Below are 24,553 nucleotides of genomic sequence, written 5' to 3' on the forward strand. Positions count from 1 at the left end.
ATGAGCCAATTTGCTGCTGCTCCATCTCGTTGGGAGCGTTTCAAACAGTCTGATTTTCTTTATCATTTCTTGCGCGATAAAGTTGCGATGACCAGTTTTGCCATCTTCCTGATGTTCTTAACGCTGTCTATCGCGGCACCATTAATTGCGCCAAGCAACCCGTACGATCTGTCATCGATTGATATTATGGATGCTGAATTACCGCCATCATGGATGGATGGTGGAGAAGAACGCTTTATTTTGGGTACTGATGAGCAAGGTCGCGACATATTCTCAACCATGCTTTATGGCTCTCGTTTATCATTGACGATTGGCTTTCTTGCGGTTGGTTTACAGTTAATTCTGGGGATTGTGATTGGTCTTTCTGCCGGTTATTTTGGTGGCCGTATTGATAGCTTTTTGATGCGTTTTGCTGATGTTCAGTTGTCATTTTCGACCATGATGGTGGCGATCATTGTTTCGGCTATTTTTAAAGCCAGTTTTGGCAGCGAGTTCTACAGCCAATATGCTGTGATAATGTTAGTAGTGATTATTGGCGTTGCAGAATGGCCGCAATATGCACGTACCATTCGAGCCTCTGTATTAGCCGAGAAGAAGAAAGAGTATGTAGAAGCAGCTCGTGTGATGGGCTTTAAAGCGCCACGCATTATGTTCCGTCATATTCTGCCGAACTGTTTGTCGCCAATTTTGGTTATCTCTACGGTACAAATTGCCAACGCCATCATGTCTGAAGCGGCACTTTCTTTCCTTGGTTTAGGTTTGCCGGTTGACCAACCGTCACTTGGTGCGCTGATCAGTATTGGCTTCAACTATATATTCTCTGGTGCGTGGTGGATTACCGCATTCCCAGGTTTCGTGTTAGTCACGTTGGTTTTGGTTATCAATTTACTGGGTGACTGGTTACGCGATGTGTTCAACCCTAAGATCTATAAAGGGTGATGTGAATTCATTGATTTTTTGATCAAAAGATACCTACACTAAGAGCTGCAGAATAATGCGGCTCTTTTTTTGCATGATTTTTGTACTCGCGCTATTTGCTAGTATTATTTTGACGAGTTAATTTTCATTCGTTTGCTATCTCACAGAAGTTTCAAATAGTTAGGGTATGGTATGAAGATGTTGAACATTGAACGAGCAATGTTGTTACTATAATTAACAAATAATATGGATATGAGTATGGGTCTGATGCTGAAAAATATGCTTCGCACCGTTTCGAGCTTGACACTATTGGCTCTTCCTGCCTTTTTCCAACCCGTATGGGCGGAAGATTTTCTCTGTGATGCAACACAAGCATCGACCAATCAATTGCCGGTTTTGGATAAGGCATGTCCTATTGGTCAAGGGCTATGGGGTAAACAAAAGCCCAAAAGTCAGTCTTCAAATTTTTGGATTCAATGCGGAGTATTGAGTCAGCCCTTACCGCTACAAAAAGCTAAATTATTTTATGCACATATCTCTACCGACGTTTGGCTTAAACCAGAAGCCAACACCTACCGCTGTTTGATTGGCCCTTATACTGACTATGCGCAAGCACAGAAAGAGCTACCGTTAATACAAAAAGTACCTGGATACAAAGAAGCGTTTATTCGTGAAGTGCAAAGAAGCAATGGTCAGGCTGCGGCTTCAGTACAAAAACCGAAAGCGGCAGCACCCGTTGCCACTAAAAAGCCTCAGGCTAAACTCAAAGCGCAGCCGAAAACATTAGCGGAAGTTCCTAAAGCTCAAGCGACAATGGCTAGCAATATGAATATTCGCTTGAGCACTACAACCAATGGCATTGAATACCAAGTGCCGTATATCACCTTTGGTGATGACCTGTTTTATATGGAACATGGGTTAGCTTGGAATCGTTTAAGTTATGATTCGGCAGAAAAAACCTGTGCCACACTCAACATGCGTTTGGCTACTGAAGAAGAGTGGCAGCACCTGCTTGATTCAAAACTGATGAAAAGTGATCAATGGCCGATGCATCTTCCATATTGGGGATGGGGTAAAAAAGGGTTGTTTACCAGTGGTAAGGTTAGCCAGCTTAAAGGCTCATCGCTACTCAATGTTATTTGTGTGAAGTAGCATTTAACTAAAAACCCCGCATTTCGCGGGATTTTTAAATTAATACAAAGGGTTACCTCATAGTAACGAATTCTTCACTGCCGGTCGGGTGTATGGCAACCACTGAATCGAAATCCGCTTTAGTTGCGCCCATTTTCATGGCTACACCAAAACCTTGAATCATTTCATCAACGGCAAAGCCAATGCCGTGTAGTCCAACAACAGTCTCTTCTTCACCAGCACATACCAGCTTCATTTTACATGGCTGACGGTGCGAGGTCACAGCGGTGTACATAGCGGTAAAGCCAGAAGTATATACTTTCACATTGTCTTTGCCGTATTGTGCTTGTGCTTCTTCAGTCGTTAGACCAATTGTGCCGATAGGTGGGTGGCTGAAGACAACGGTAGGAACTAACTTGTAGTCCATCTTGGCGTTGGTTTTGCCGTTGAATAGACGCTCAGAAAGCTGACGACCTGCTTTAACTGCGACAGGTGTTAGCTCGATACCGCCTTCCATGATGTCACCCACACAGTAAATGCCAGGTATGTTGGTTGCTTGGAACTCATCCACTTTAATGTAGCCTTGCGCATTGGTTTCAACACCAGTTGCTGCAAGGTTGATAGCATCCGTTGCTGGATGGCGACCAATTGCCCAAATCAGTGTATCGACATTTTGGCTTTGACCATTTTCAAGGTGTAGAGTCAGGCTACCATCGGCTTCTTTTACCACTTCTTTGGGTACTGAATGAGTGTGTAGTGCTGGGCCTTCTGCCGCCATTACTTCGGTGAGTGTTTCGATGATCATCGGATCAAAGCTGCGCAGTGGGGACTCTTTACGTACATAAAGGTGCGTTTCTGTACCAAGCGCATTCAATACGCCAGCAATTTCTACTGCTATGTAACCTGCACCAACCACAGCAACGCGTTTTGGTTGTTCTGCTAGGTCAAAGAAACCATTTGAATCAATGCCATGCTCCGCACCTGGAATGTTTGGAATCGATGGGCGGCCACCGACAGCAATCAAGATATGATCTGCAGTGTAATGTTGACCATTAACTTCAACGGTTTTCGCATCAACAAATTTAGCAAATCCACGAATGACTTCGACTTTATTGTTGCCTAACACGCGGTCATAAGATTGGTGAATGCGGTCAATATAAGCTTGGCGGCTTTCAACTAATTTGCTCCAGTTGAAGCCTTTTACATCGACATCAAAGCCGTAATCTGCGGCGTATAAATTCATCGCTTCCGCAACTTGAGCACCATGCCACATCACTTTCTTTGGTACACAACCTACGTTGACACAAGTACCGCCAAGGTCTTTGGCTTCAATTAGTGCGACTTTGGCGCCATACATTGCAGCACGGTTGGCCGATGCGATACCGCCAGAACCACCACCGATACAGATATAATCAAAATGCGTTGCCATTACTTTCTCCGTTATTCTTTTAGAATTATTGTTTGATACATTGGGTCAGTTTATTCAGGTACAACCCATTCGACTTTAAAATGACCGGTTGCTGGCGCAATTGCTTGCTTAAGGAAAGGTAAAATTTCCTGCATCTGGCTTTCTAATTTCCATGGTGGGTTGATGACTATCATGCCAGAGGCCGTCATGCCACGCTCGTTGGTGTCGGGTGAAACGCCTAATTCAATTTGTAAGATTTTACGAATGCCGAGGCTTTCTAACCCTTCTAGCATGTCGTCGATGGTGTCGCGGTTAACAACTGGGTACCAAATCGCGTACACACCCGTCGCCCAGCGCTTATAACTTTTTGCAATCGCTTTAACCACATCACGGTACTCTGATGCTAATTCGTAAGGTGGGTCTATCAACACTAAGCCACGGCGCTCTTTCGGTGGCAAACTGCCGACGAGGCGTTGAAAGCCATCTTCTTTATAGATTGAAACCTGCCGATCACGATGAAACTCTTGTTCAAGCAAAGGGTAGTCGCTTGGGTGTAATTCAGTCAGTACCATGCGATCGTTTACGCGTAAATGCGCTCGCGCTACACGCGGAGAACCTGGGTAATAACGTAGCTCATCACCCTCATTCAGTGCTTTAACAGCATCAAGATAGCTTTGAATATCTTGTGGAATGTCGTTTTGCGCCCATACTCGAGCGATACCTTGTTTGTATTCGCCGGTTTTTTCTGACCATTCGTGGGTTAAATCGTAGCGACCTACACCAGAGTGAGTATCATGGTAGACAAACGGTTTGTCTTTTTGCTGCAAAGCATGGAGGATAAGGCTTTGCACGATATGCTTTAACACATCAGCGTGGTTGCCAGCGTGAAAGCTGTGACGATAACTTAGCAAAATAGGCTCTCAAAACACTCAGCGTCGAGTGTGTTTAGTGGATCAGATTTATTGACTGATTATACGTCACTATTGAAAATTGCTGAACCTACCTATATTTACTATTTTAGACCAATGAAAAACAAAGAAGATGATAACCCCAATTCAGGTGGTTATCGTTTTTAAGCCAAAAGGAATGTTCTATGTCTAATCCACTTCTTACCTTTACGGATCTGCCTCCGTTTTCTGCCATTAAGCCGGAGCACGTAAAGCCAGCGGTTGAGAAAGCGATCAACGATTGTCGAGCAAAAATAGATCAACTGCTTGACGGCAATACTCACCCAACATGGGATAACCTCGTTGCACCAATTGAAGAAGTGGATGATTACTTAAGTCGTATTTGGTCGCCCGTGAGCCATCTTAATTCAGTGATGAATAGCGACGAGCTGCGTGATGCTTACGAAAGTTGTTTGCCACTTTTATCTGAATACGGCACATGGGTAGGGCAACACAAAGGGTTGTTTGAAGCGTATAAAAGCATTAAAGCCAGTGAGGAATTTGCCTCGCTTTCTCAAGCACAGAAAAAGACCATTAGCGATGCGCTGCGTGACTTTGAACTGTCAGGCATTGGTTTGCCACTTGTCGAGCAAAAGCGCTATGGCGAAATCAGCAAACGTCAGTCTGAACTGGGGTCTAAGTTTTCCAACAACGTACTTGATGCCACCATGGGTTGGACTAAACACGTGACTGACGTCAACGAGTTAGCAGGCATGCCAGAATCTGCATTAGCAGCGGCGCAGGCGGCGGCTGAAGCGAAAGATCTAGAAGGCTATTTATTAACACTCGATATCCCATCTTATCTACCTGTAATGACCTACTGTGATAACCAGGCGCTACGTAAAGAACTTTACGAAGCCTATGTGACACGAGCTTCAGACCGCGGTCCAAATGCTGGTAAATGGGACAACAGTGAACTGATTGCCGAGAAGCTAAAGCTGCGCCACGAAATTGCCCGTATGCTCGGTTTTAGTACCTATAGCGAAAAATCGTTAGCCACTAAAATGGCGGAAACACCAGCACAAGTGCTGGGCTTTTTGAATGACCTTGCCAGCAAAGTAAAACCACAAGGTGAGCGTGAAGTCGAAGATCTGCGTCAGTTTGCGCACAGTGAATTTGGCGTGAGTGAGCTTGAGCTATGGGATATCGCTTACTACAGCGAAAAACAGAAACAGCATTTGTTCCAAATTTCAGACGAAGAACTGCGCCCTTATTTCCCTGAATCGAAAGTGGTGAGTGGTCTATTTGAAGTGCTGAACCGTGTATTTGGTATGACGGTCAAAGAGCGTGAAGGTGTTGATACTTGGCACGAATCGGTGCGTTTTTTCGATATTTTTGATGCTGAAGGTGCGTTGCGTGGCAGTTTCTATCTCGACCTGTATGCGCGTGAACACAAACGTGGCGGTGCATGGATGGACGACTGTCGTGGCCGCCGTATTACCTTAAATGGTGAGCTTCAAACGCCAGTCGCTTACCTAACGTGTAACTTTAATCGCCCAGTTGGTGATAAACCGGCACTCTTTACTCATGATGAAGTGGTGACGTTATTCCACGAGTTTGGCCACGGCATCCACCACATGTTAACGCAAGTGACGGTTGGCGCTGTATCGGGAATTAATGGTGTGCCTTGGGATGCGGTCGAGCTACCGAGTCAGTTCCTAGAAAACTGGTGCTGGGAAGAAGAGGCGCTGGCGTTTATTTCCGGTCACTACGAAACGGGTGAACCGTTACCCAAAGAGATGCTCGATAAAATGCTAGCGGCAAAAAACTTCCAGTCGGCGATGTTTATTTTGCGTCAGCTTGAATTTGGATTGTTCGACTTCACGTTGCACACCGAGTACGACCCGGAAGTAGGACCACGTATTTTGGAAACGTTAGCGCAAGTGAAAGCAAAAGTGGCGGTGTTACCAAGCCTAGAATGGAACCGTTTCTCGCACAGCTTTAGCCATATTTTTGCTGGTGGTTATAGTGCTGGTTACTACAGCTATTTGTGGGCAGAAGTGTTGTCGGCTGACGCATTCTCTCGCTTTGAAGAGGAAGGTATCTTCAATAAAGAGACGGGTAATAGCTTTCTAAAGAATATCTTGGAGATGGGCGGTAGTGAAGAACCAATGGAGCTATTCAAACGCTTCCGTGGTCGTGAACCTCAAATCGATGCTTTACTGCGTCATGCTGGTATTGCCGCTTAATTAAGCCTAAGTCCGTTGATGGTATGGATGCAGAGTACTGCTATCCATACCATTTATTTTTTGTCTACTTTGAGATCTGCTGTCTTAACACTCTATCCAAAGAAATTGGCCCTGCGCCCCATACCACCACAAGTAATAACATCAGTCCCCATAATTGGTGGTCATAAAAACCTTGTTCCCATAAAACAGGGTACGAAATCACTGCCACAATGTTGAAAATGAACAACGCCAACGCCATCGGTCTGCTCAACAAACCTAATGCCACGAATATGGGTAATGTCAGCTCTGCGGCCGTTCCCAAATAGGCGGCCAGTTCCCAAGGTAGAATCGGCACTTGGTACTCTAATTCAAACAAATACAAGGTGCTGTCCCACGAGGCAATTTTCACCAAGCCTGAATTGAAAAAAGCCCATGCGACCCACAGCCGACAAAACAACAACAACAAGGGAACGATAGTATGTTGAATATTTTCAACGCTGTAGTCATAGCGCGTTAGCCAAGTTTTTAATGTCATGTTCATGAGTTTTCCTTTGTGCCAGACAGTGTGAAACCAGCGATAAGATTCAAAGCCAACAGCGTATTGAGATGAGCAAGCAAAGGTGCTTCAATCAAGCCGAGTGGCTGATTTTGTTGCACAAGCAACAGCAATTGATAAGCGCCTAGATCCAGGGTTTGGCACCAAGGTGAACCATCCTCATTACAAGCGATAACACCGCGTTGTTGACGATAAATATCCAGCCTTGAAAATTGTTCAGTTTGAATGGCCTTTTGCAGCGAAAAAAGTGCGTAAGGGGAATCAAAGGCAATAACGTCTGCCTTGATATGTAAGATGATCTGGCCGTGTTTTTCTTCCTCTATAGCGGCCAGTTGCGTTAAAGGTTGGTAAGTATGGGAAGGGGCATTTGCGTAATATTGTTGTACGAGATCATTCGCCCATTCAAAACGCGCGACTTCGCTGGCGTAAGGCGCAGCCTCAATGACGGCAGGAAACTGATTAACGGTTTGATCAAACCCTTGACCATAGTGAGTGACACTTCCTTCCTGCAGAGGGTGAGTCAGTACATGCTGGCGAGCCAAACCGGCAAAGCACTCTTCTCCCACTAAGGCTTCCAGCATTGGATAGGTAGCCTGAAGCACCTCACTTAAACTGATGACGAAATTATTGCGATACACCTGCATCCGTTGTTCGGCAGAAAAATGGTCGCTAACAATATGGCAGTCATCTGCGCTGGCTTGGTAGTGCAATGCTTGCGCAAATTGTGTTTGTATATCGGCAAGAGAAGGGTTCATGAGGCTCTCCTTGTCGCGCTGAGTTCGGTGGCGAGTATTCTCTCGCTTGCTTTACTCGCTTCAGCTAACAGCACTTGCGGTTGTGGAATATCAAGATCCCATTCAATAAGGGTATGACAAGTACCGTGTTGTGCTATCCACATCTCAAACAGTTGCCATACTTCAGCGCTCACTGGTTGGCTATGGGTATCTATCCACAGCTCGCCCTGTTCGAGGTGTTTGATGGTAAAACCCGCCAAATGAATTTCATCGACAGCTTGCGCTGGAATATTAGCCAGATATGTTTCGCTGCTAAAACCGTGATTGAAGGCGGAGACATGTACATTATTGAGGTCGAGCAATAAGCGGCAATCGGTGCGTTGATGCACTTCACTTAAAAAATCCCACTCGCTGATGGTTGAGTGTTGGAATTTCAAATAGCTCGACGGGTTTTCAATCAACAATGGACGACCAAGATACTCTTGAACCTCTAGCACATTGCGGCAAAACACTTGTAGGGCTTCTTCTGTGTAGGGAAGTGGTAGCAAATCATTGAAGTAATGGCCGCCAGTTTGGCTCCAACTTAAATGATCTGAAATAAAAATAGGCTCGATTTCACGCACCAATGCATTTAACTGCTGCAAATGTTTGCGGCTTATTCGTTCTACCGAACCGAGAGATAAACCAATACCGTGGCAGCTAATAGGGTAGCGCTGAGCTAAGTTTTGCAGTTGTTGGCGAGCATTCGAATATGGTTGGAAATAATTTTCACTGTGGATCTCAAGCCAGCCAGTTAGATTGGGCTGTTCAGTGAAAAAATCGAGATGTGGATGGCGCAAACCAACGCCGACTTTACAGTGTTGTTCTGTGTGAGGTTGTGCTGGTGGGCATTGCGCAGTGTGCTGTTGTGTGTTGGTCACAATTCACTCTCCAAAACTGATGTGCTGTAAATCTGAAAGGTTGCTAACCCTAAAAAGAGGGTGCGCTGGTTGAGCCGCCGCGCACCTCTTCTAAAGCTAAGTTTTAACCTTCAGTCATGCCGCCAGCCAGTTTGCCGCACAGGCCTTTTGGTAGCACAACAAACGCGTCTTTTTGGTGATCTTCTTTTGCTGTACCAGCGCAAGAACTTGTTTTAGTTGCGCAATCATTTTTGCCTGCTTTAGCCACACCATAGCATTTTTCTTTCTCAGCAGCGAAAGCAGGAGCCGATGTTAACATTGTGCCACCTAGAGCAAGTAGACTAGTAACCGCAGCAGTAACAGCAAGATTAGATTTTTTCATAATAATTTCCTCGAGACTTTGTCCATGTAGTTGAGTTCGCAAGTTAATGATTTGTTAACATTCAACTTGCTTACTAAAGAAGATGGAAAAAGCACGTAAAAACTTTCACACGCTGAATGAAAAAACTGAAATTTATTCTCGATTTTTATTAAAGTGTTTGATTTTAAAGTGATTAAATTTTGATAAATATAGAAATAAAATCATGAAGTGGCGGTTTATCCATAACAATAAATTGCGATAGAAACGAGCATCTTTGCACCATTTGGGGTTATAATCATCGCAATTATGTATAAATAACCAGTAGCTTACTCATGATGGATCCCTCTCTTTTACTCGATGGTTTGAACGATAAACAGCGTGAAGCTGTTGCTGCACCTTTAGAAAACCTATTAGTACTTGCCGGTGCGGGGAGTGGTAAAACACGCGTATTGGTGCACCGCATTGCATGGTTGATGTCGGTTGAACAAGCTTCACCGTTTTCTATCATGTCGGTGACCTTTACCAATAAAGCTGCTGCAGAAATGCGCGGTCGAATTGAAGAGTTAATGATGGGCAGCGCATCTGGCATGTGGAACGGGACATTCCACGGAATTTGTCACCGCATTCTGCGCGCACATTACCTTGATGCTAAGTTGCCAGAAGATTTCCAAATTCTAGATTCAGAAGATCAACAGCGTTTGCTACGACGTTTGATCAAAGCGCAAAACCTCGATGAGAAGCAGTGGCCAGCACGACAAGTTTGCTGGTGGATTAACGGCAAGAAAGATGAAGGGTTACGTCCGCAGCATATCGACGCGTATCGCGATCCAGTTACGCAAACCTACTTGCAACTATATACTGCGTATCAAGACGCGTGTGACCGCGCAGGGTTAGTCGATTTTGCCGAAATATTACTACGCACGCATGAACTGCTACGCGATAAAAAGTATATTCGCGAGCATTATCAGGCTCGCTTTAAACATATTTTGGTGGATGAGTTTCAAGACACCAATAATATCCAATACGCTTGGTTGCGCATGATGGCTGGTCGTGATTGCCACGTGATGATTGTTGGGGATGACGACCAATCTATCTATGGTTGGCGTGGTGCTAAAATTGAGAATATCGAGAAGTTCACGCTAGAATTCCCAAGTGTGAATACGATTCGTCTGGAACAAAACTACCGTTCGACCAAAACCATTTTGGATGCATCTAATGCGCTGATCGCCAACAACACCGATCGTATGGGTAAAGAATTGTGGACTGACGGCATTGAAGGCGAACCTATTTCCGTTTATTCAGCATATAACGACCTTGATGAAGCGCGTTTTACGGTCAATAAAATCAAAGAGTGGCAAGATAAAGGCGGCTCACTTAACGACTGTGCAATGTTGTATCGCAATAACGCCCAATCACGAGTACTTGAAGAAGCATTAATTCAAGCGGGTTTACCGTACCGAATTTATGGCGGCATGCGCTTCTTCGAACGCCAGGAAATCAAAGACGCGCTAAGCTACCTACGTTTGATGGCAAACCGCAATGATGACTCCGCTTTTGAACGTGTGGTGAATACACCGACGCGTGGTCTAGGTGATAAAACGCTAGAAACTATTCGTTTTGCAGCGCGCGATCGCGGCTGCACCATGTGGGATGCAAGCTTAGTTCTACTTGATGAGAAAGTTCTGACTGGCCGCGCAGGCGGTGCGTTGAGCCGCTTTATTGAGCTAGTGAATGCGCTAGAAGATGATAGCGCAGAGATGCCATTGCATACACAGACCGACCATGTGATCAAAACATCGGGCTTATACACCATGTATGAGCAAGAGAAAGGCGAAAAATCAAAGGCGCGCATTGAGAACTTAGAAGAACTTGTGACTGCTACACGTCAGTTTGAAAAGCCAGAAGAAGCGGATGAAATGAGCATGCTGACGGCATTTTTGACGCATGCGGCACTTGAAGCTGGTGATGGCCAAGCCGACGAGTTTGATGATGCGGTACAATTAATGACTCTACACAGTGCTAAAGGGTTGGAATTCCCATTGGTATTTATGGTTGGGGTTGAAGAGGGTATGTTCCCCAGCCAAATGTCGGCCGAAGAAGCCGGGCGTTTGGAAGAAGAGCGCCGCCTTTGCTACGTTGGTATGACGCGAGCCATGCAAAAGTTGTACATCACTTATGCTGAAATTCGCCGTTTGTATGGTCAAGATAAATACCATAAACCCTCGCGTTTTATTCGTGAACTGCCAGAAGCTTGCTTAGATGAAGTTCGCATGAAAGCGCAAGTCAGTCGACCAGCCAGCGCCGGACGCTTTAGTCAAAGCGTGGTTAAAGAGACCTTTAATGAAACGGGTTTTAGCTTGGGTGCACGCGTCAAACACCCTATTTTTGGTGAAGGCACCATTATCAACTTTGAAGGAAGTGGTCCACAAAGCCGTGTTCAAGTGGCTTTTAACGGGGAAGGCATTAAATGGTTAGTAACTGCTTACGCTAAGCTAGAAAGGCTATGATCACAAAGTAATTGATGGTCACTAGTCAATAGCAGAAACGCTTACCATTAGGGCATTGGATCCCTTGAGCATCGGTTATCCATGCTTAAGGGAATGTGTTACATGAAGTAAGGGCCGCAGGTTTGTAAGGCGAGATATTTGCATTTTAGCCCAATAAAGAAAAACCCCGAGGGCAAAAGCCCTGCGGGGTTATAGTCTTACTCGCAGCAATCCAGCTACAAAAGTGCTCCATGCATCAAATCCATGATAGTGTGCTGTATTCCGTCAGCTTATTCCTTACGTCGCCTTCCTAGCGGTGTCCTTTTTTGACCTTCCTGGCCTGCCAACAATCCACGTTAGCGTTCATCACTTGTTCCCTGAGCGGTGTCCTTTACATCATCCTGATGTTCAGTCCTTGCCTCATCCAGAGGTGTCCATTGTCTTTCCTTAGTAGCAACCATCCTAGTTACTATTGTGTCCATTCAATGTCCAATTCGCTTTCCATGCCGACCATTCATCCTGAGTAGTCGTCTCTTCATCCTGAAGATGACCAAATCCTTGGTGCTTTCCTGTTCCGTGTCAGAATCCTTCCGACGAGGTACATATTACCCATCTCTAATTTATCGGCAATGCTAGGAAAACGATTTCGTAATATTTTTTTTTGGCTTACAGCATTAGATCTATTGTAAATCAAATGGTTATAGTATCTTGTGGGGGTTTCTTCTATGGAAAAAGCGATATTTGCTCACTTGTTTGTAAGAGATCTCGCACAAGAAGGAGTGTTGATCACTGCATTAGGCTGCAAAGACCGTGAATGCTTGCAGTACAATAAGCCCGCCAATAGCAGTGAAAATAACCCCACACAGGCCATCAATGTAGGAGCTAAGTGATTGTAAACGCTTTTGTAATCGCTTAGTTGACAGCATCCAAGCAAGGCTGGCAAACCACAGCAATGAAAGCCCCCATAGAACGAGCAGTGCGCTTGCCTTGCCGGATAGCGACATGCCAGCAGGGACTAAACTCGACATCAGGCTGATAAAAAACACCAAAGCTTTGGGATTAAGGATATTAGTCATGAAGCCACGAGAGAAAGCTTGGCGTTTATTGCTCAACAATAATGCAGGGTTTTCGATAATCTCGTTACTTGAAGGACTTTTCCACTGAGAGTATGTGGCTTTTAATGCTCCTATTCCAAGGTAAAGCAGGTAGCTTCCGCCGGCCAACTGTAGAATGGCAAATAGGGTTGGGTGCTGGTGCACTAGGTAACTCACCCCCGTCAAGCTGAGTAGGGAGTGAAATAAAATGCCGCATGACAACCCAAGTGCAATGAATACACCGGTTTGACGGCCATAGCGCGTGGCGTTTTGTACTACTAACGCGACATCAGGCCCTGGGCTCATGAGTGCCACAAAGTGGACACTGGCAAGGGTAATTAAAATACTGGTTTCGTTCATGCAATGTTATTATTTAGTGTTTTATGGGGTCGTGGTTATTTTAGGTGCGAGCTTGCGCTTATAGGTCAAACCATCAAAGCTGAATAATACTAATGCACCCCAAATAAAGCCAAAAGTGATCGCTTTGTCACTAGTAAAGGCTTCTCCATAAACCAAAACGGCGAGTAAAAGCATCAAACTTGGGCCAATATATTGGAAAAACCCCAGTGTAGATAGTTTTAAGCGAGTTGCTGCACCTGTAAAACACAATAGTGGCAGAGTAGTGATAACCCCAGCCGCAACCAGCAAAATGTTAAGACTTATGGGGTTAGTAGCCATGTTTGAGGTGGCTGAATCGGCAATAAATAGCAAATAAATAGCTGCCGCAGGCAGCATCACTAAGGTTTCAATGAACAAACCAGTTTGTGCATCCAGTGCTACCTTTTTACGCAACAATCCATAAAAACCAAAGGTGGTGGCTAATGCGATGGCCACAATGGGCACTGAACCAAAAACCACCAGTTGAATGGTTACTCCAATCGCAGCCAGTGCAACGGCGACCCATTGTAGTTTACGCAGTCGCTCGCCAAGAAATAGCATCCCAAGCACCACATTGAGTAGTGGATTGATATAGTAGCCTAAGCTAGCATCCAGCATATGGTTGGCATTAACCGCCCAAATAAAAATAAGCCAGTTGCTGCCGACCAAAAGTGAGGTCGAGACTAAGTAGATCATTTTGCTTTTGTTGGTCATTACATCACGCACGCTGCGCCAGTTGCGGCCCAAATGCAATAATGCTGCGAGCAGGAAAAATGACCAGACGACACGGTGACTGAGGATCTCTAACGCGGAAACAGCACCGATCGCTTTAAAATAAATGGGAGCAATGCCCCACATGGTATAAGCACCGATGGCTAATAGAACACCCTGTCGTGAGCGTTGCTGTTCTTCTTCTGGAGTCATTTACTATCTTTCTCTGAGGGGTTGACCGCTGTGCAGCGAAACGATTCGACAGTATATACCTATCCGAGTTTTAGTGGCATCTTTGTTAATAAGCTAAAGAGGTTAGCCAGCACAGTTGGTGAGAAAGCATGACAACACCGATCAATTATATAGCACACACATTTTGCGGTTTTATTCACCATCGAACACCACTACAATAAGACGCTTTGCGGCTTGAGCTTAAACAAGCTTGGCTGCCGTTGCTTATCATTACCACCTTGGAAACTTCATGACCGCCACTTTAATTGCTCAACAAGCCGATCCCGCGCCTGATAGCTCAAGCAGTATTTTACAGACTGTCTTTGGTTATCAGACTTTTCGCGTTGGCCAGCAAGAGGTCATTGAGGCGGCATTAGCCGGGCAAGATAGTTTAGTAATTATGCCGACTGGTGGTGGTAAATCACTCTGCTATCAGATCCCCGCTTTAGTGAAAGATGGCATTACGTTGGTCATTTCGCCACTAATTTCTCTGATGAAAGACCAAGTGGATCAACTAAAAGCCAACGGTGTAGCAGCTGAATGTGTCAATTCAACCATGTCGCGAGAGGCGTTGATCTCGGTTTATAACCGGATGAATTCAGGGCAGCTAAAGCTGATTTATGTCTCGCCAGAACGTGTGTTGATGCGTGATTTTATCGAACGTTTACACAGCTTACCGTTAGCCATGATTGCGGTTGATGAAGCGCACTGTATTTCACAGTGGGGGCATGATTTTCGTCCTGAATATGCCGCCCTTGGCCAATTAAAACAGCAATTTTCTCATGTGCCATTTATGGCTTTAACCGCCACCGCTGATGACGCCACTCGTAGCGACATTTTACATCGTCTACAACTGCAAGAGCCTCATATTTATTTGGGCAGTTTTGATCGCCCGAATATTCGCTATACCTTGGTTGAAAAACATAAGCCGGTTTCGCAAATCATCCGTTATCTCGATACTCAAAAAGGTCATTGCGGCATCATTTATTGTGGTAGCCGTAAAAAAGTTGAAATGTTGACTGAAAAACTGTGTAACAACCATATTCGCGCGGCCAGTTACCATGCAGGGATGGATGCGGATGAGCGCGCTTATGTACAAGAAGCTTTTCAACGTGATGATATTCAAATCGTGGTGGCAACGGTGGCGTTTGGTATGGGGATCAATAAACCCAATGTACGCTTTGTTGCCCATTTTGATATCCCACGCAACATTGAATCGTATTACCAAGAAACAGGGCGAGCAGGGCGTGATGGTTTACCGGCTGAAGCGATGATGCTTTACGACCCAGCCGACATTAGCTGGCTTCGTCGTATGTTAGATGAAAAACCAGAAGGGCCGCAAAAACAGGTCGAAAGCCATAAACTGGGGGCAATGAATGCGTTTGCTGAAGCACAAACCTGTCGCCGCCAAGTTCTGCTGAATTATTTTGGTGAGTACCGTGAGAAGCCTTGTGGTAACTGCGATATTTGCTTAGATCCACCCAAACATTTCGATGCCACGCAAGAGGCACAAAAAGCGTTATCGTGTGTTTATCGTGTCAATCAAGGGTTTGGTATTGGCTATGTGGTGGAAGTGATGCGCGGTATGCAAAATATCCGCATTCGTGAAAATGGCCACGATAAGCTCACCACTTATGGCATCGGTCGAGATCACAGCCACGACTACTGGGTCAGTATTTTTCGTCAGTTGATCCACAAAGGATTGTTGCAACAAAACATTACCCGCAACTCGACCTTGCAGCTTACTGAAGAAGCGCGGCCATTATTGCGCGGTGAAATGTCGTTAGAGCTTGCTATTCCAAGGCTTGATACCGCTGCTCGTGCTGCGAAATCAGATAAATTGTCCAATAAGAATTACGATAAAGCCTTATTTGCTAAGTTGCGAAAGTTGCGTAAGTCGATCGCCGATGACGATGGTCTGCCTCCTTACGTGGTGTTTAGTGATGCCACCTTGATCGATATGGCAGAAATCTTACCAACTTCTTACGGTGAAATGTTGGCGGTTAATGGGGTGGGGCAACGCAAACTTGAAAAATATGCCGACCCATTTTTAGACTTAATTCAGGAGCATTTAACCCACCATGGCTGAGTTTGGTTTAGCGCATTATCTGCAAGAGGAAGGGCGACTAATCCTGAGTGCCCCACGTTTTGATTTTGATACTTTTCCTCAATTTGGGGAGCGTTTGGTTGATTTGCTTTCGGCAAGCGTCATTGAAAAACAGTGGGACGCTGACATTCATTCATGGTTGATTGACTTTGAAGGTTGTCAGCTATTTCTGAAAGCAGAACATTACAGCGAATGTATGTGGTTAGAAGCACTGTCGATAAAAGAGAGCCAACAAGAGATGGATTTCTTGGCGCAGCTTTTTGCTCGTGGTTGTTAGTCGCTTAAGCCAACTTTTATTCTGTTCTATTTTGTCATCACCTAATACGCTATTGAAGAAAGCAAACCCCGCCCCGTTAGAAAATCTGCCGAATATCCGATGAAATATCATCAATCAACTGCCGAGCAGATTCATCTCTTTGTTGAACTAGAGTGATAAATATCAGGTCAGTGAGGACGTTCTGAGCGGTACGCGAAGCGATAGAAGAGCTGCGATGTTGGCTTTCGTCTGCGATGGTATCAAAGGAGAGATCCGCCAGCTCGCGTAATCGATTTTTTGTCGGTGAAGTGAGAGCAATGACCTTTGCACCCTGCTCTTTAGCCGATTCTGCTGCCACCAAAATCTCTTTCCTATCCCCAGAAAATGAAATCACAATTTGGATATCTTGCGCCGAAAGAGTACGTGCAGTAGCGATTTGAACGTGGCTGTCTTGTTCGGTTAATGCGGTGATGCCTAACTTTAATAGCTTGAAAGCTAAATCTTTTGCGGTAAGGGCTGATCCACCAATTCCCACTATTTGTACTCGGTTTGCAAGGTTTATCCATTGAATGGCTTGGTTAAAGTGGCTAAATGAAAGTGCATTGGTGGTGTGGAACATTGCGTCAGTTTTGGCCTGCACTAGTTTTTGTGCGATAACGGCGATGGGGTCATCGACCAAAATATTACTGTGCAAAGGGGTGCTATGCATCGCTTGTTTGCGGCCGAGTTCTTCGGCCAGTGCCAACTTGAATTCGCTATATCCCTTAAAACCAATTTTTTGAGTGAATTTTACAATACTAGATTGGCTCACTTGGGCGTGGTCAGCCAGGGTTTGGCTAGTCGCCGTGGCGGCTTTTTCTGGATAGGCGATGATCCAATCCGCAATTTTTAACCCACTACTAGAGAGTTGCGTACGGCGACTCATTAGCTTGTTCATCACAGACATCATTCTAGCCTCATTTTTTTGAATAAATTATTCCTATATAGAAATAATTTTCATGTATCTATCTTTATGTATTTGAAGTTGATTTGTTATTTTTATCATATAAGGGTGGTTCATTATTCCATTCACGCACTGCTTAAAGAATAACCTTTATTGTGATTTTTGTCACTTAATTGGAATATTTTATTCCATAGAATCACCTCAGTTCCGAATCCCTACAGAGAAAGATTTGATGAAAATTGATTTAACCCAGTTGATCACGGAAGGCCGCAATTCAGCCAGTGCTGATATCGACATCCTTCCAACACTCGAAATGCTACAAGTTATCAATCGTGAAGATCAAAAAGTCGCGTTCGCTGTAGAGAAAACGTTACCTCAAGTTGCGCAAGCTGTGGATGCAATTGTATTAGCATTCCAAACGGGAGGACGCTTGATTTATATGGGCGCTGGTACTTCTGGTCGTCTTGGTATTTTAGATGCCAGCGAATGTCCGCCGACGTATGGTTTTCACCCAGATTTGGTAGTGGGTTTAATTGCAGGTGGCCATCAGGCGATTCTCAAGGCAGTTGAAAACGCAGAAGACAATACAGAATTGGGGCAGGATGACCTGAAACATCTCCAGTTAACGGATAAAGACGTAGTGGTCGGTATTGCGGCAAGTGGGCGTACACCTTACGTGTTAGGTGGTATGGCTTACGCTAGGTCAATAGGGGCTACGGTGGTGGCTATTGCGTGTAACCCACAATGTGCGATGCAACAACAAGCTGACATTGCGATTATTCCCGTGGTGGGGGCTGAAGTTATTACTGGTTCTTCGCGTATGAAAGCGGGCACTGCGCAAAAACTGATCCTCAACATGCTGACTAGTGGTGCGATGATCCGCTCTGGCAAAGTATTTGGTAATTTGATGGTTGACGTTGAAGCCACCAATGCCAAGTTAATTCAGCGTCAAAACAACATTGTTGTTGAAGCAACTGGCTGTAGTAGCAATCAAGCAGAACAGGCGCTCAATGCTTGCCAGCGTCATTGCAAAACCGCCATTTTAATGATTCTTGCCGATATGAATGCCGAGCAAGCGACACAAAAACTTGCTAAGCATAATGGATTTATTCGCGCGGCGCTTAACGACCAATAAAATAATAGACTGGATTTATTCAAAGGATGTCCCAATGGCAAAAATAACTTCAAGCATGATCGTGAAACTACTGAGTGCAGTGGGTGGTAGCGATAACATTAGCAAGTGTGGCAATTGTATGACGCGCTTACGTTTAACATTGAACAATAATGCCTTGGCTGATCAAGCGACCATAAAAGCGATTCCCGGTGTAATGGGAGTGGTGGAAAGTGATCAACAGCTACAAGTTATTTTAGGCCCTGGCAAAGCGCAAACTGCAGCGGAAATGATGAATGAGATGCTCGCTAATGGTGAAACAGTAGCGGCAGAGGTTGATATTGAAAACCAAGATTTATCGACCATCGCTTCTGAACAAAAAAAGCAGATGAAGAGTAAACAGACCAGTGGGGTTCAACGTTTTCTGAGTAAATTTGCAACCATTTTTACCCCTCTGATCCCCGGTTTTATTGCTGCCGGTTTATTGCTTGGTTTTGCCACTTTGCTTGAGCAGATGTTTGTGATTGACCAATCGCCAAGTCAATTTATGCTTGATTTGATCGCTTATATGAAGGTGTTTGGTAAAGGGTTATTTGCTTTCTTGAGCATCTTGATTGGTTATAACGCGCAGCAAGCGTTTGGTGGTTCGGGGGTTAATGGTGCGATTTTAGCTTCTCTATTTGTGCTTGGTTATAATCCTGAAGCCACAACCGGTATCTATTCCGGTATGAATGAGTTCTTTGGTGTCACCATCGACCCGCGTGGTAACATCATCGGTGTTTTATTGGCATCGATTCTGGGCGCTCAGGTAGAGCGAAAAATACGCCAATACATGCCAGACGACCTAGATATGATTTTAACTTCAGTGGTGACTTTGCTCATCATGGGTATGGTAACTTTCTTGGTGATAATGCCACTTGGTGGCGAACTCTTTAAAGGTATGTCCTGGCTGTTTCTGAACCTGAATGATAACCCGTTTGGTGCAGCATTGTTATCGGGTCTATTCTTGATTTCGGTAGTGTTTGGTATCCACCAAGGCTTTGTACCGGTTTATTTTGCGTTGATGGATGTGCAAGGTTTTAACTCACTTTTTCCTATTCTGGCGATGGCTGGTGGTGGTCAAGTGGGTGCCTCATTAGCGCTTTACTTTAAAGCGAAAAAAGATGCGCTGCTGCGCACTCAGGTAAAAGGAGCCATCATCCCTGGTATTTTGGGTATCGGTGAGCCGCTAATTTATGGTGTGACTTTGCCGCGAGTGAAACCCTTTGTGACAGCCTGTATTGGCGGTGCTGCAGGTGGTTTTTTCATCGGTTTAGTCTCTTACCTTGGTTTACCAGTTGGGTTGAATACGGTGTTTGGCCCATCGGGTATTGTCGCTATTCCATTGATGACATCTGGGCAAGGCATTTTTGCAGGGATGTTGGTGTTTGTAGGAGGGCTTTTGATTTCATACGTTGTTGGCTTTCTCACTACTTACTTCTTTGGTTGTAAAGATGTTGATTTAAGCTGATTCACCCAACCCCTATAGGTGTGAAGTGGCCGCACCTTTAGTTAATACGAATCGTAGTAAATAACTGTTCATCCTAGCTGGTTAAAATGATAGATAACTGCGTTAGAATTTTTGATTGTAGAATAACTACTTATCGAAAAATCCTGCCTTGTTCTCAAGCCTTTTTCCCGCGCTACTCCGGATCACGTATTTACTGTGATTGGTATAACCTTGATGATTCATCGATAAAGGTTAGCTAAAGGTGCTTTTTTATGGTCGTGACTCCAACATGGAGTACTTGCCTTAAAAGTTGGTTACAACACCGTGCTACGCACTTAAAAAAACTCTCGCCAAGGCAAGTGACCTCTATCCCCTTTGATAAAGCAAACATCTCTCTAATCTATGAAGTTGATGAGCAATGGTCATTCGTAGGTAAAAAGAAAAATCGCTGCTAGCTTTGGTATGCTTGGGAGCCTCGCTATAAGCGCATCATTGCTCACTTTGCTCAAGCCGTTTGATATCAGCTTCTTTTTTACCGATGACTTCAGCGTTCACACAAAAGAATTACCAAGGGAGATGCACGATAAGGTGATCGGAACATTCATTGAACGAGAATTCTATCTTTGAATCAACCGATTGGAGTCACGACCATAGATTCATTATGCAGGGCAGTGCTTTTCAAGCATGTTGATCTTAGTTTTATTTGTGTGGGTGGGTATAATCATGTAACAGCAAACATAACTAGCTTAGAACCACTAATGATGAAACCAGGTCGAAACGACGCTTGTCCTTGTGGCAGCGGTAAAAAATACAAACGTTGTTGCATGAACCGAGTGTCAAAGCTGCATGCTGAACTCTTTGATGATGTTGAGCAAATGGTTGCGATGAATCCTAATTTATCGCTCGATGAACTCAATGTAGTGATGCAACACAAAGTTCAGGAGCGTAATAACTGCTCACACTCTGATTTTTGTGGTTTATCATCTACGCAAATGGCCAATTGGCTCTATGCGCCTTTTGATCAATTACAATGGGTGACAATATCCACGCCAGATGATCTCTCATCTAGCCCTGTGATGCGATATTTGGCGCTGATTTTAGACGAAGCTATGCAAAACGAGGGATCGTTTAAGGCCACGAATAAAGGTAACTTACCAGCCAAGTTAGTCAAACTGGCCAGTGACTTATTGCCGCAATTCGCTGTTTCTCAATTTGAGCGTGATATTAGCATCAGTGATTTTGCTGGTAGCAATGAAGATAAATTTAATGCCCTACACTATGCTCGTATTTTAGCTGAAATTGCAGGCATCATTTATCGTCGCAGTGGCCGTTATCATGTGAAAAAAGCCGCCCAGAAGCAGTATCAGGTCCATGGTCTTCAAGTCTTTTTTAAACCCATGCTAGAAGCCACGATAACTCAATACAATTGGGGCTATTTTGACGGTTTTGATCATGAAGTGAATTTACAAACTTTCTGGCTGTTTATGTTGTGGCGTTTACAAGGCCATGGAAATGTTGGTCAGTTGATTGATGAGATGGAAACCGCATTTCCTGATTTGTTGCGTGAATTTCCATCGGATGGCTATTTTTCACCAAAACAGAATTTAAGTCTCTTGATTGAGTCGCGCTTTATTGATCGTTTTTTACAGTTTTGGGGATTTGTCACTATTGATCCAAGACGCTACGTTAATGGTGAACCGGTCGCTAGAAAAGTACAGATCCAACCTTTGTTGACCCAAACGTTCCAATTCACCATTGCACCATAAAAAACTCACCATGAGCGAATCTCAATACTATCGATTTGAGCATCTGGATGAGTATTGCATATACACTAAACACAGCAACGCCCTTAATTATAAGGGCGTTAAAGATTAATGATGAATGCCTAGAAAACTATTCAATATTCGGGATTTGTTCGTCGAGTAACGATACTTATCATTTAAAAATCAGATACTTAATGGTTTTGTATTGTCTGATTTAGGATTTTACTACCCAATATACTACCCAGTTGGTTTAAGTCGCTATGTTTCTTACGTTGACTGTTAAATTGCATCCAGAACTGATCCACTTCACCCCCTGATTTGCACCGAAAACTGATCCACATCATCTAACCTAAATCCTGCTGAGTCTTAGCAGGAGAATGTGGAGTGATTGACGTGTCATTATTAAGTGTTATTCGTCGCTGGCATTTCCGCGAAGGAATGTCGCAAAGAGAAATAGCCAGACGTACTGGACTATCCCGAAATACAGTTAAACGTTATTTGAAAGATCAAACTATCAAACCTGTTTATCCAAAGCGGCATTCATTGAGTAAACTAGACGAGTTTGAAGAATTACTGACTTCTTGGCTAAAACGAGAAATGAAGCGACCGAGGAAGCAGCGCAAAACGGTCAAAAACCTTTTTCAAGACCTCGTTCCACTAGGCTATAGCGGCTCGTATGACAGGGTCGCATCATTCGCACGCAAATGGCGCGAAGAACAAAAACTCGATGCCTCTAAACGAACGTATATGCCCCTAGAGTTTGCTCCAGGTGAAGCCTTTCAGTTTGATTGGGGCGAAAATTGGGCCTATATCAATGGCCATAAAACCAAGCTTCAAGTCGCTCACTTCAAACTCAGTCACAGCCGTGCATTTTTCCTTCGTGCCTATTATTCTCAAAGTCATGAAATGTTGTTTGATGCCCATAACCACGCCTTCCGCGTGTTCCAAGGCGTTCCCGAGCGGGGTATCTACGATAATATGAAAACCGCGGTTGATGTGGTGAGAAAAGGTAAAGATCGAGTGGTGAATCATCGTTTTCTAACAATGGTCAGTCACTACCTGTTTGAAGCCGACTTCTGCAACCCTGCAGCAGGTTGGGAAAAAGGCCAAATCGAGAAAAACGTACGTGATGCGCGCTCCATCATCTGGCAACGTGCTCCTCGAGTGAAAACCTTAGATGAGCTTAATGAATGGCTAGAGGTTCAGTGTTTGCTCGACTGGCAGTCGCGCAAACACCCTCAATATCGTGATATGAGCATAGAACAAGTGTGGCTGAGTGAGCGCTCTCACTTAATGAAAGTCACGGCACCATTTGATGGCTTTACCGAGCAAAGCAAGCGAGTCTCTTCTATCTGTTTGGTGAACTTCGACCGAAATAAATACTCCGTGCCTGCAAGTTACGCAAACCGACGAGTGAGTCTGCGCGCCTACCCCGATAGTATTGTCTTGGTGGCAGAAGGTCAGCCAATCGCAGAGCACCAACGAGTCTTTAACCCCAAACATGAGCCGCCACACATTGTTTATAACTGGCGACATTACTTGTTGGTTGCACAACGTAAACCAGGCTCTCTACGTAATGGCGCACCGTTTTACTTGCTCCCTGAGAGCTTTAAACACCTGCAATCGATATTATTACAGCGTCTTGGCGGCGATAAGGAGATGGTCGAAGTCTTGTCACTGGTTCTTCACCACGATGAAAAACTGGTAGAGCAAGCCATCAACATGGCTCTGAAAGCAGGCACACCATCGAAACAACACGTCATAAACTGTTTAAGCCGCTTACTCAATCCTACCCCAACCGTATCAGTCCCCGTCTCTCAAGGGCTGCGATTAGTTACCGAGCCAACCAGTGATACGTCACGATATGACGAATTAAGAGGGAAACGTCATGCACAATGAAGCACTATTAAGCACATTAAAGGCACTCAAGCTTCACGGTATGGTCAGCAGTATCGTTGAGCTTGCCTCTCAAAATTCTCCTGCTTATCAACAAGCCCAGCCCATCCTTGAAACCTTGCTAAAAGCAGAAGTGGCAGACCGAGAAGTGCGCAGTATCGCTTATCAGATGAAAGCGGCAAAGTTCCCTGTTTATCGCGATTTATATGGCTTTGACTTTAGTGAGAGTACGATCGATGAGTATCTGATACGAGGTCTGCATCGCTGTGAGTTTATCAAAGATAGCCAAAATATTGTGCTCGTGGGTGGGCCTGGCACAGGGAAAACACACTTAGCGACTGCGTTGGGCGTGCAAGCTATACAGCACCACCAACTGCGGGTCAGGTTCCTATCGACCATAGAACTCGTCAACACACTTGAACTGGAGAAGCAAGCGGGCCACGTGGGTCGTCTTGCGAATAGATTAGTGAGCTGCGACTTAGTCATACTGGACGAGCTAGGGTATGTCCCTTTTAGCCAAGCGGGTGGCGCATTGCTGTTCCATTTACTCAGTAAACTCTACGAGCGCACCAGCATCGTCATTACTACTAATCTCAACTTCACGGAATGGTCGAAAGTGTTTGGTGACGCAAAGATGACAACGGCATTGCTGGATAGGCTGACTCATCACTGTCACATCATTGAAACAGGTAACGACAGCTATCGTTTTAAGGAATCAAAAAAGAAGTCTAAGGAGAAAACCAAGTAGAAACTAACGTGAAAATGTAGTCTAGAATAGACTTACTTAGGTGGATCACTTTTCAATGCAAATGGTTGATCAGATTTAAGTGCAAATTAACATGTAAAAATCCGATAGACATTGTTTATCGGATTTTTTTATGCACGTTTCTCAAGCCCTCGATATCATCAACAGTTATAAACCAAATCACGTTGAGACACTCTCAGACCTCCTGCCCATTGAACTCA

General features: G+C 44.6%; 20 protein-coding genes and 1 pseudogene. 12 read left to right on the plus strand and 9 right to left on the minus strand.

Annotated features, from left to right (window positions below; translation table 11 throughout):
* Positions 1-939, plus strand: a complete 939-nt coding sequence (locus AACW06_RS13930) for an ABC transporter permease (protein WP_192075524.1) — start codon at positions 1-3, stop codon at positions 937-939.
* Between the two features lie 237 nt (positions 940-1,176).
* Entirely contained in the window at positions 1,177-2,070 is an 894-nt protein-coding gene (locus tag AACW06_RS13935) for an SPOR domain-containing protein (RefSeq protein ID WP_238336715.1), read from the plus strand.
* Positions 2,071-2,122: 52 nt separating this feature from the next.
* Here AACW06_RS13935 and gorA read toward each other — a convergent pair whose 3' ends face one another.
* Both gorA and AACW06_RS13945 read right to left on the minus strand, forming a co-directional pair.
* Positions 2,123-3,478 carry a glutathione-disulfide reductase gene (gene gorA / locus AACW06_RS13940; RefSeq protein WP_192075526.1) on the minus strand — a complete coding sequence of 452 codons (1,356 nt, stop codon included), beginning with the start codon at positions 3,476-3,478 and terminating at the stop codon, positions 2,123-2,125.
* 50 nt (positions 3,479-3,528) lie between these two features.
* Positions 3,529-4,368 (minus strand): 23S rRNA (adenine(2030)-N(6))-methyltransferase RlmJ, encoded by an 840-nt coding sequence (locus AACW06_RS13945; protein ID WP_192075527.1) that lies wholly within the window; start codon positions 4,366-4,368, stop codon positions 3,529-3,531.
* Between the two features lie 182 nt (positions 4,369-4,550).
* On the opposite strand from AACW06_RS13945, the gene prlC reads away from it, so the two are divergent.
* Positions 4,551-6,593 (plus strand): oligopeptidase A, encoded by a 2,043-nt coding sequence (gene prlC, locus AACW06_RS13950; RefSeq protein WP_192075528.1) that lies wholly within the window; start codon positions 4,551-4,553, stop codon positions 6,591-6,593.
* 64 nt (positions 6,594-6,657) lie between these two features.
* Here the strand turns inward: prlC and AACW06_RS13955 are convergent, their stop codons facing one another.
* The 4 genes from AACW06_RS13955 to AACW06_RS13970 form a co-directional block, all read right to left on the minus strand.
* The gene (locus AACW06_RS13955) at positions 6,658-7,107 is read right to left on the minus strand and encodes a DoxX family protein (protein ID WP_420911160.1); all 450 of its coding nucleotides are present in this window, start codon (positions 7,105-7,107) and stop codon (positions 6,658-6,660) included.
* 2 nt (positions 7,108-7,109) lie between these two features.
* Positions 7,110-7,883: an HvfC/BufC N-terminal domain-containing protein gene (locus AACW06_RS13960; RefSeq protein ID WP_192075530.1), complete on the minus strand. Its 774-nt coding sequence runs from the start codon at positions 7,881-7,883 to the stop codon at positions 7,110-7,112.
* On the minus strand, positions 7,880-8,782 hold the full coding sequence (gene bufB, locus AACW06_RS13965) for an MNIO family bufferin maturase (protein ID WP_192075531.1): 903 nt from the start codon (positions 8,780-8,782) through the stop codon (positions 7,880-7,882). Before bufB ends, AACW06_RS13960 begins: the two co-directional genes overlap by 4 nt.
* A gap of 103 nt (positions 8,783-8,885) precedes the next feature.
* On the minus strand, positions 8,886-9,143 hold the full coding sequence (locus AACW06_RS13970; RefSeq protein WP_192075532.1) for a BufA1 family periplasmic bufferin-type metallophore: 258 nt from the start codon (positions 9,141-9,143) through the stop codon (positions 8,886-8,888).
* A 311-nt stretch (positions 9,144-9,454) separates the two neighbouring features.
* On the opposite strand from AACW06_RS13970, the gene uvrD reads away from it, so the two are divergent.
* Positions 9,455-11,629 (plus strand): DNA helicase II, encoded by a 2,175-nt coding sequence (gene uvrD, locus AACW06_RS13975; protein WP_192075533.1) that lies wholly within the window; start codon positions 9,455-9,457, stop codon positions 11,627-11,629.
* A 773-nt stretch (positions 11,630-12,402) separates the two neighbouring features.
* Here the strand turns inward: uvrD and AACW06_RS13980 are convergent.
* Positions 12,403-13,062, minus strand: a complete 660-nt coding sequence (locus AACW06_RS13980; protein WP_053309735.1) for a LysE family translocator — start codon at positions 13,060-13,062, stop codon at positions 12,403-12,405.
* A 21-nt stretch (positions 13,063-13,083) separates the two neighbouring features.
* A complete protein-coding gene (gene rarD / locus AACW06_RS13985) occupies positions 13,084-14,004 on the minus strand; it encodes an EamA family transporter RarD (protein WP_192075534.1) in 921 nt (306 codons plus the stop codon).
* Between the two features lie 268 nt (positions 14,005-14,272).
* Here rarD and recQ point away from each other — a divergent pair, with 268 nt between their 5' ends.
* Positions 14,273-16,111: an ATP-dependent DNA helicase RecQ gene (gene recQ / locus AACW06_RS13990; RefSeq protein ID WP_192075535.1), complete on the plus strand. Its 1,839-nt coding sequence runs from the start codon at positions 14,273-14,275 to the stop codon at positions 16,109-16,111.
* A complete protein-coding gene (locus AACW06_RS13995; RefSeq protein ID WP_053309732.1) occupies positions 16,104-16,406 on the plus strand; it encodes a DUF3630 family protein in 303 nt (100 codons plus the stop codon). Before recQ ends, AACW06_RS13995 begins: the two co-directional genes overlap by 8 nt.
* A 76-nt stretch (positions 16,407-16,482) precedes the next feature.
* Here AACW06_RS13995 and AACW06_RS14000 read toward each other — a convergent pair whose 3' ends face one another.
* Positions 16,483-17,331 (minus strand): SIS domain-containing protein, encoded by an 849-nt coding sequence (locus AACW06_RS14000; protein ID WP_192075541.1) that lies wholly within the window; start codon positions 17,329-17,331, stop codon positions 16,483-16,485.
* A gap of 229 nt (positions 17,332-17,560) precedes the next feature.
* Here AACW06_RS14000 and murQ point away from each other — a divergent pair, with 229 nt between their 5' ends.
* The 6 genes and pseudogenes from murQ (at position 17,561) to istB (ending at position 24,335) form a co-directional block, all read left to right on the plus strand.
* Complete coding sequence (gene murQ, locus AACW06_RS14005) at positions 17,561-18,463, plus strand: N-acetylmuramic acid 6-phosphate etherase (protein ID WP_192075536.1); 903 nt, start codon at positions 17,561-17,563, stop codon at positions 18,461-18,463.
* Positions 18,464-18,497: 34 nt separating this feature from the next.
* Positions 18,498-19,949 carry a PTS N-acetylmuramic acid transporter subunit IIBC gene (murP, locus tag AACW06_RS14010; RefSeq protein WP_192075537.1) on the plus strand — a complete coding sequence of 484 codons (1,452 nt, stop codon included), beginning with the start codon at positions 18,498-18,500 and terminating at the stop codon, positions 19,947-19,949.
* A 314-nt stretch (positions 19,950-20,263) separates the two neighbouring features.
* Positions 20,264-20,555: pseudogene (locus AACW06_RS14015) on the plus strand (IS1 family transposase); the annotation flags it as partial.
* 134 nt (positions 20,556-20,689) lie between these two features.
* Positions 20,690-21,694 (plus strand): SEC-C metal-binding domain-containing protein, encoded by a 1,005-nt coding sequence (locus tag AACW06_RS14020; RefSeq protein WP_192075542.1) that lies wholly within the window; start codon positions 20,690-20,692, stop codon positions 21,692-21,694.
* A 381-nt stretch (positions 21,695-22,075) separates the two neighbouring features.
* The gene (istA, locus tag AACW06_RS14025; protein ID WP_337923474.1) at positions 22,076-23,590 is read left to right on the plus strand and encodes an IS21 family transposase; all 1,515 of its coding nucleotides are present in this window, start codon (positions 22,076-22,078) and stop codon (positions 23,588-23,590) included.
* Positions 23,580-24,335: an IS21-like element helper ATPase IstB gene (gene istB / locus AACW06_RS14030; protein ID WP_192075539.1), complete on the plus strand. Its 756-nt coding sequence runs from the start codon at positions 23,580-23,582 to the stop codon at positions 24,333-24,335. The genes istA and istB overlap by 11 nt, the downstream gene beginning before the upstream one ends.
* Positions 24,336-24,553: the final 218 nt, after the last annotated feature.

This window comes from Vibrio sp. S12_S33 (assembly GCF_963889785.1).
In the GTDB taxonomy this organism is placed as follows: domain Bacteria; phylum Pseudomonadota; class Gammaproteobacteria; order Enterobacterales; family Vibrionaceae; genus Vibrio; species Vibrio aestuarianus.

What these genes read in the sequence shown, in the direction of transcription:
- AACW06_RS14000 (WP_192075541.1), bottom strand. Translation starts at nt 17,331, where the DNA reads ATGTCTGTGATGAACAAGCTAATGAGTCGCCGTACGCAACTCTCTAGT.
- AACW06_RS13930 (WP_192075524.1), top strand. Translation starts at nt 1, where the DNA reads ATGAGCCAATTTGCTGCTGCTCCATCTCGTTGGGAGCGTTTCAAACAG.
- gorA (WP_192075526.1), bottom strand. Translation starts at nt 3,478, where the DNA reads ATGGCAACGCATTTTGATTATATCTGTATCGGTGGTGGTTCTGGCGGT.
- prlC (WP_192075528.1), top strand. Translation starts at nt 4,551, where the DNA reads ATGTCTAATCCACTTCTTACCTTTACGGATCTGCCTCCGTTTTCTGCC.
- murQ (WP_192075536.1), top strand. Translation starts at nt 17,561, where the DNA reads ATGAAAATTGATTTAACCCAGTTGATCACGGAAGGCCGCAATTCAGCC.
- AACW06_RS13970 (WP_192075532.1), bottom strand. Translation starts at nt 9,143, where the DNA reads ATGAAAAAATCTAATCTTGCTGTTACTGCTGCGGTTACTAGTCTACTT.
- AACW06_RS14020 (WP_192075542.1), top strand. Translation starts at nt 20,690, where the DNA reads ATGAAACCAGGTCGAAACGACGCTTGTCCTTGTGGCAGCGGTAAAAAA.
- AACW06_RS13995 (WP_053309732.1), top strand. Translation starts at nt 16,104, where the DNA reads ATGGCTGAGTTTGGTTTAGCGCATTATCTGCAAGAGGAAGGGCGACTA.
- uvrD (WP_192075533.1), top strand. Translation starts at nt 9,455, where the DNA reads ATGATGGATCCCTCTCTTTTACTCGATGGTTTGAACGATAAACAGCGT.
- AACW06_RS13935 (WP_238336715.1), top strand. Translation starts at nt 1,177, where the DNA reads ATGGGTCTGATGCTGAAAAATATGCTTCGCACCGTTTCGAGCTTGACA.
- rarD (WP_192075534.1), bottom strand. Translation starts at nt 14,004, where the DNA reads ATGACTCCAGAAGAAGAACAGCAACGCTCACGACAGGGTGTTCTATTA.
- murP (WP_192075537.1), top strand. Translation starts at nt 18,498, where the DNA reads ATGGCAAAAATAACTTCAAGCATGATCGTGAAACTACTGAGTGCAGTG.
- istB (WP_192075539.1), top strand. Translation starts at nt 23,580, where the DNA reads ATGCACAATGAAGCACTATTAAGCACATTAAAGGCACTCAAGCTTCAC.
- AACW06_RS13980 (WP_053309735.1), bottom strand. Translation starts at nt 13,062, where the DNA reads ATGAACGAAACCAGTATTTTAATTACCCTTGCCAGTGTCCACTTTGTG.
- AACW06_RS13960 (WP_192075530.1), bottom strand. Translation starts at nt 7,883, where the DNA reads ATGAACCCTTCTCTTGCCGATATACAAACACAATTTGCGCAAGCATTG.
- recQ (WP_192075535.1), top strand. Translation starts at nt 14,273, where the DNA reads ATGACCGCCACTTTAATTGCTCAACAAGCCGATCCCGCGCCTGATAGC.
- AACW06_RS13955 (WP_420911160.1), bottom strand. Translation starts at nt 7,107, where the DNA reads ATGACATTAAAAACTTGGCTAACGCGCTATGACTACAGCGTTGAAAAT.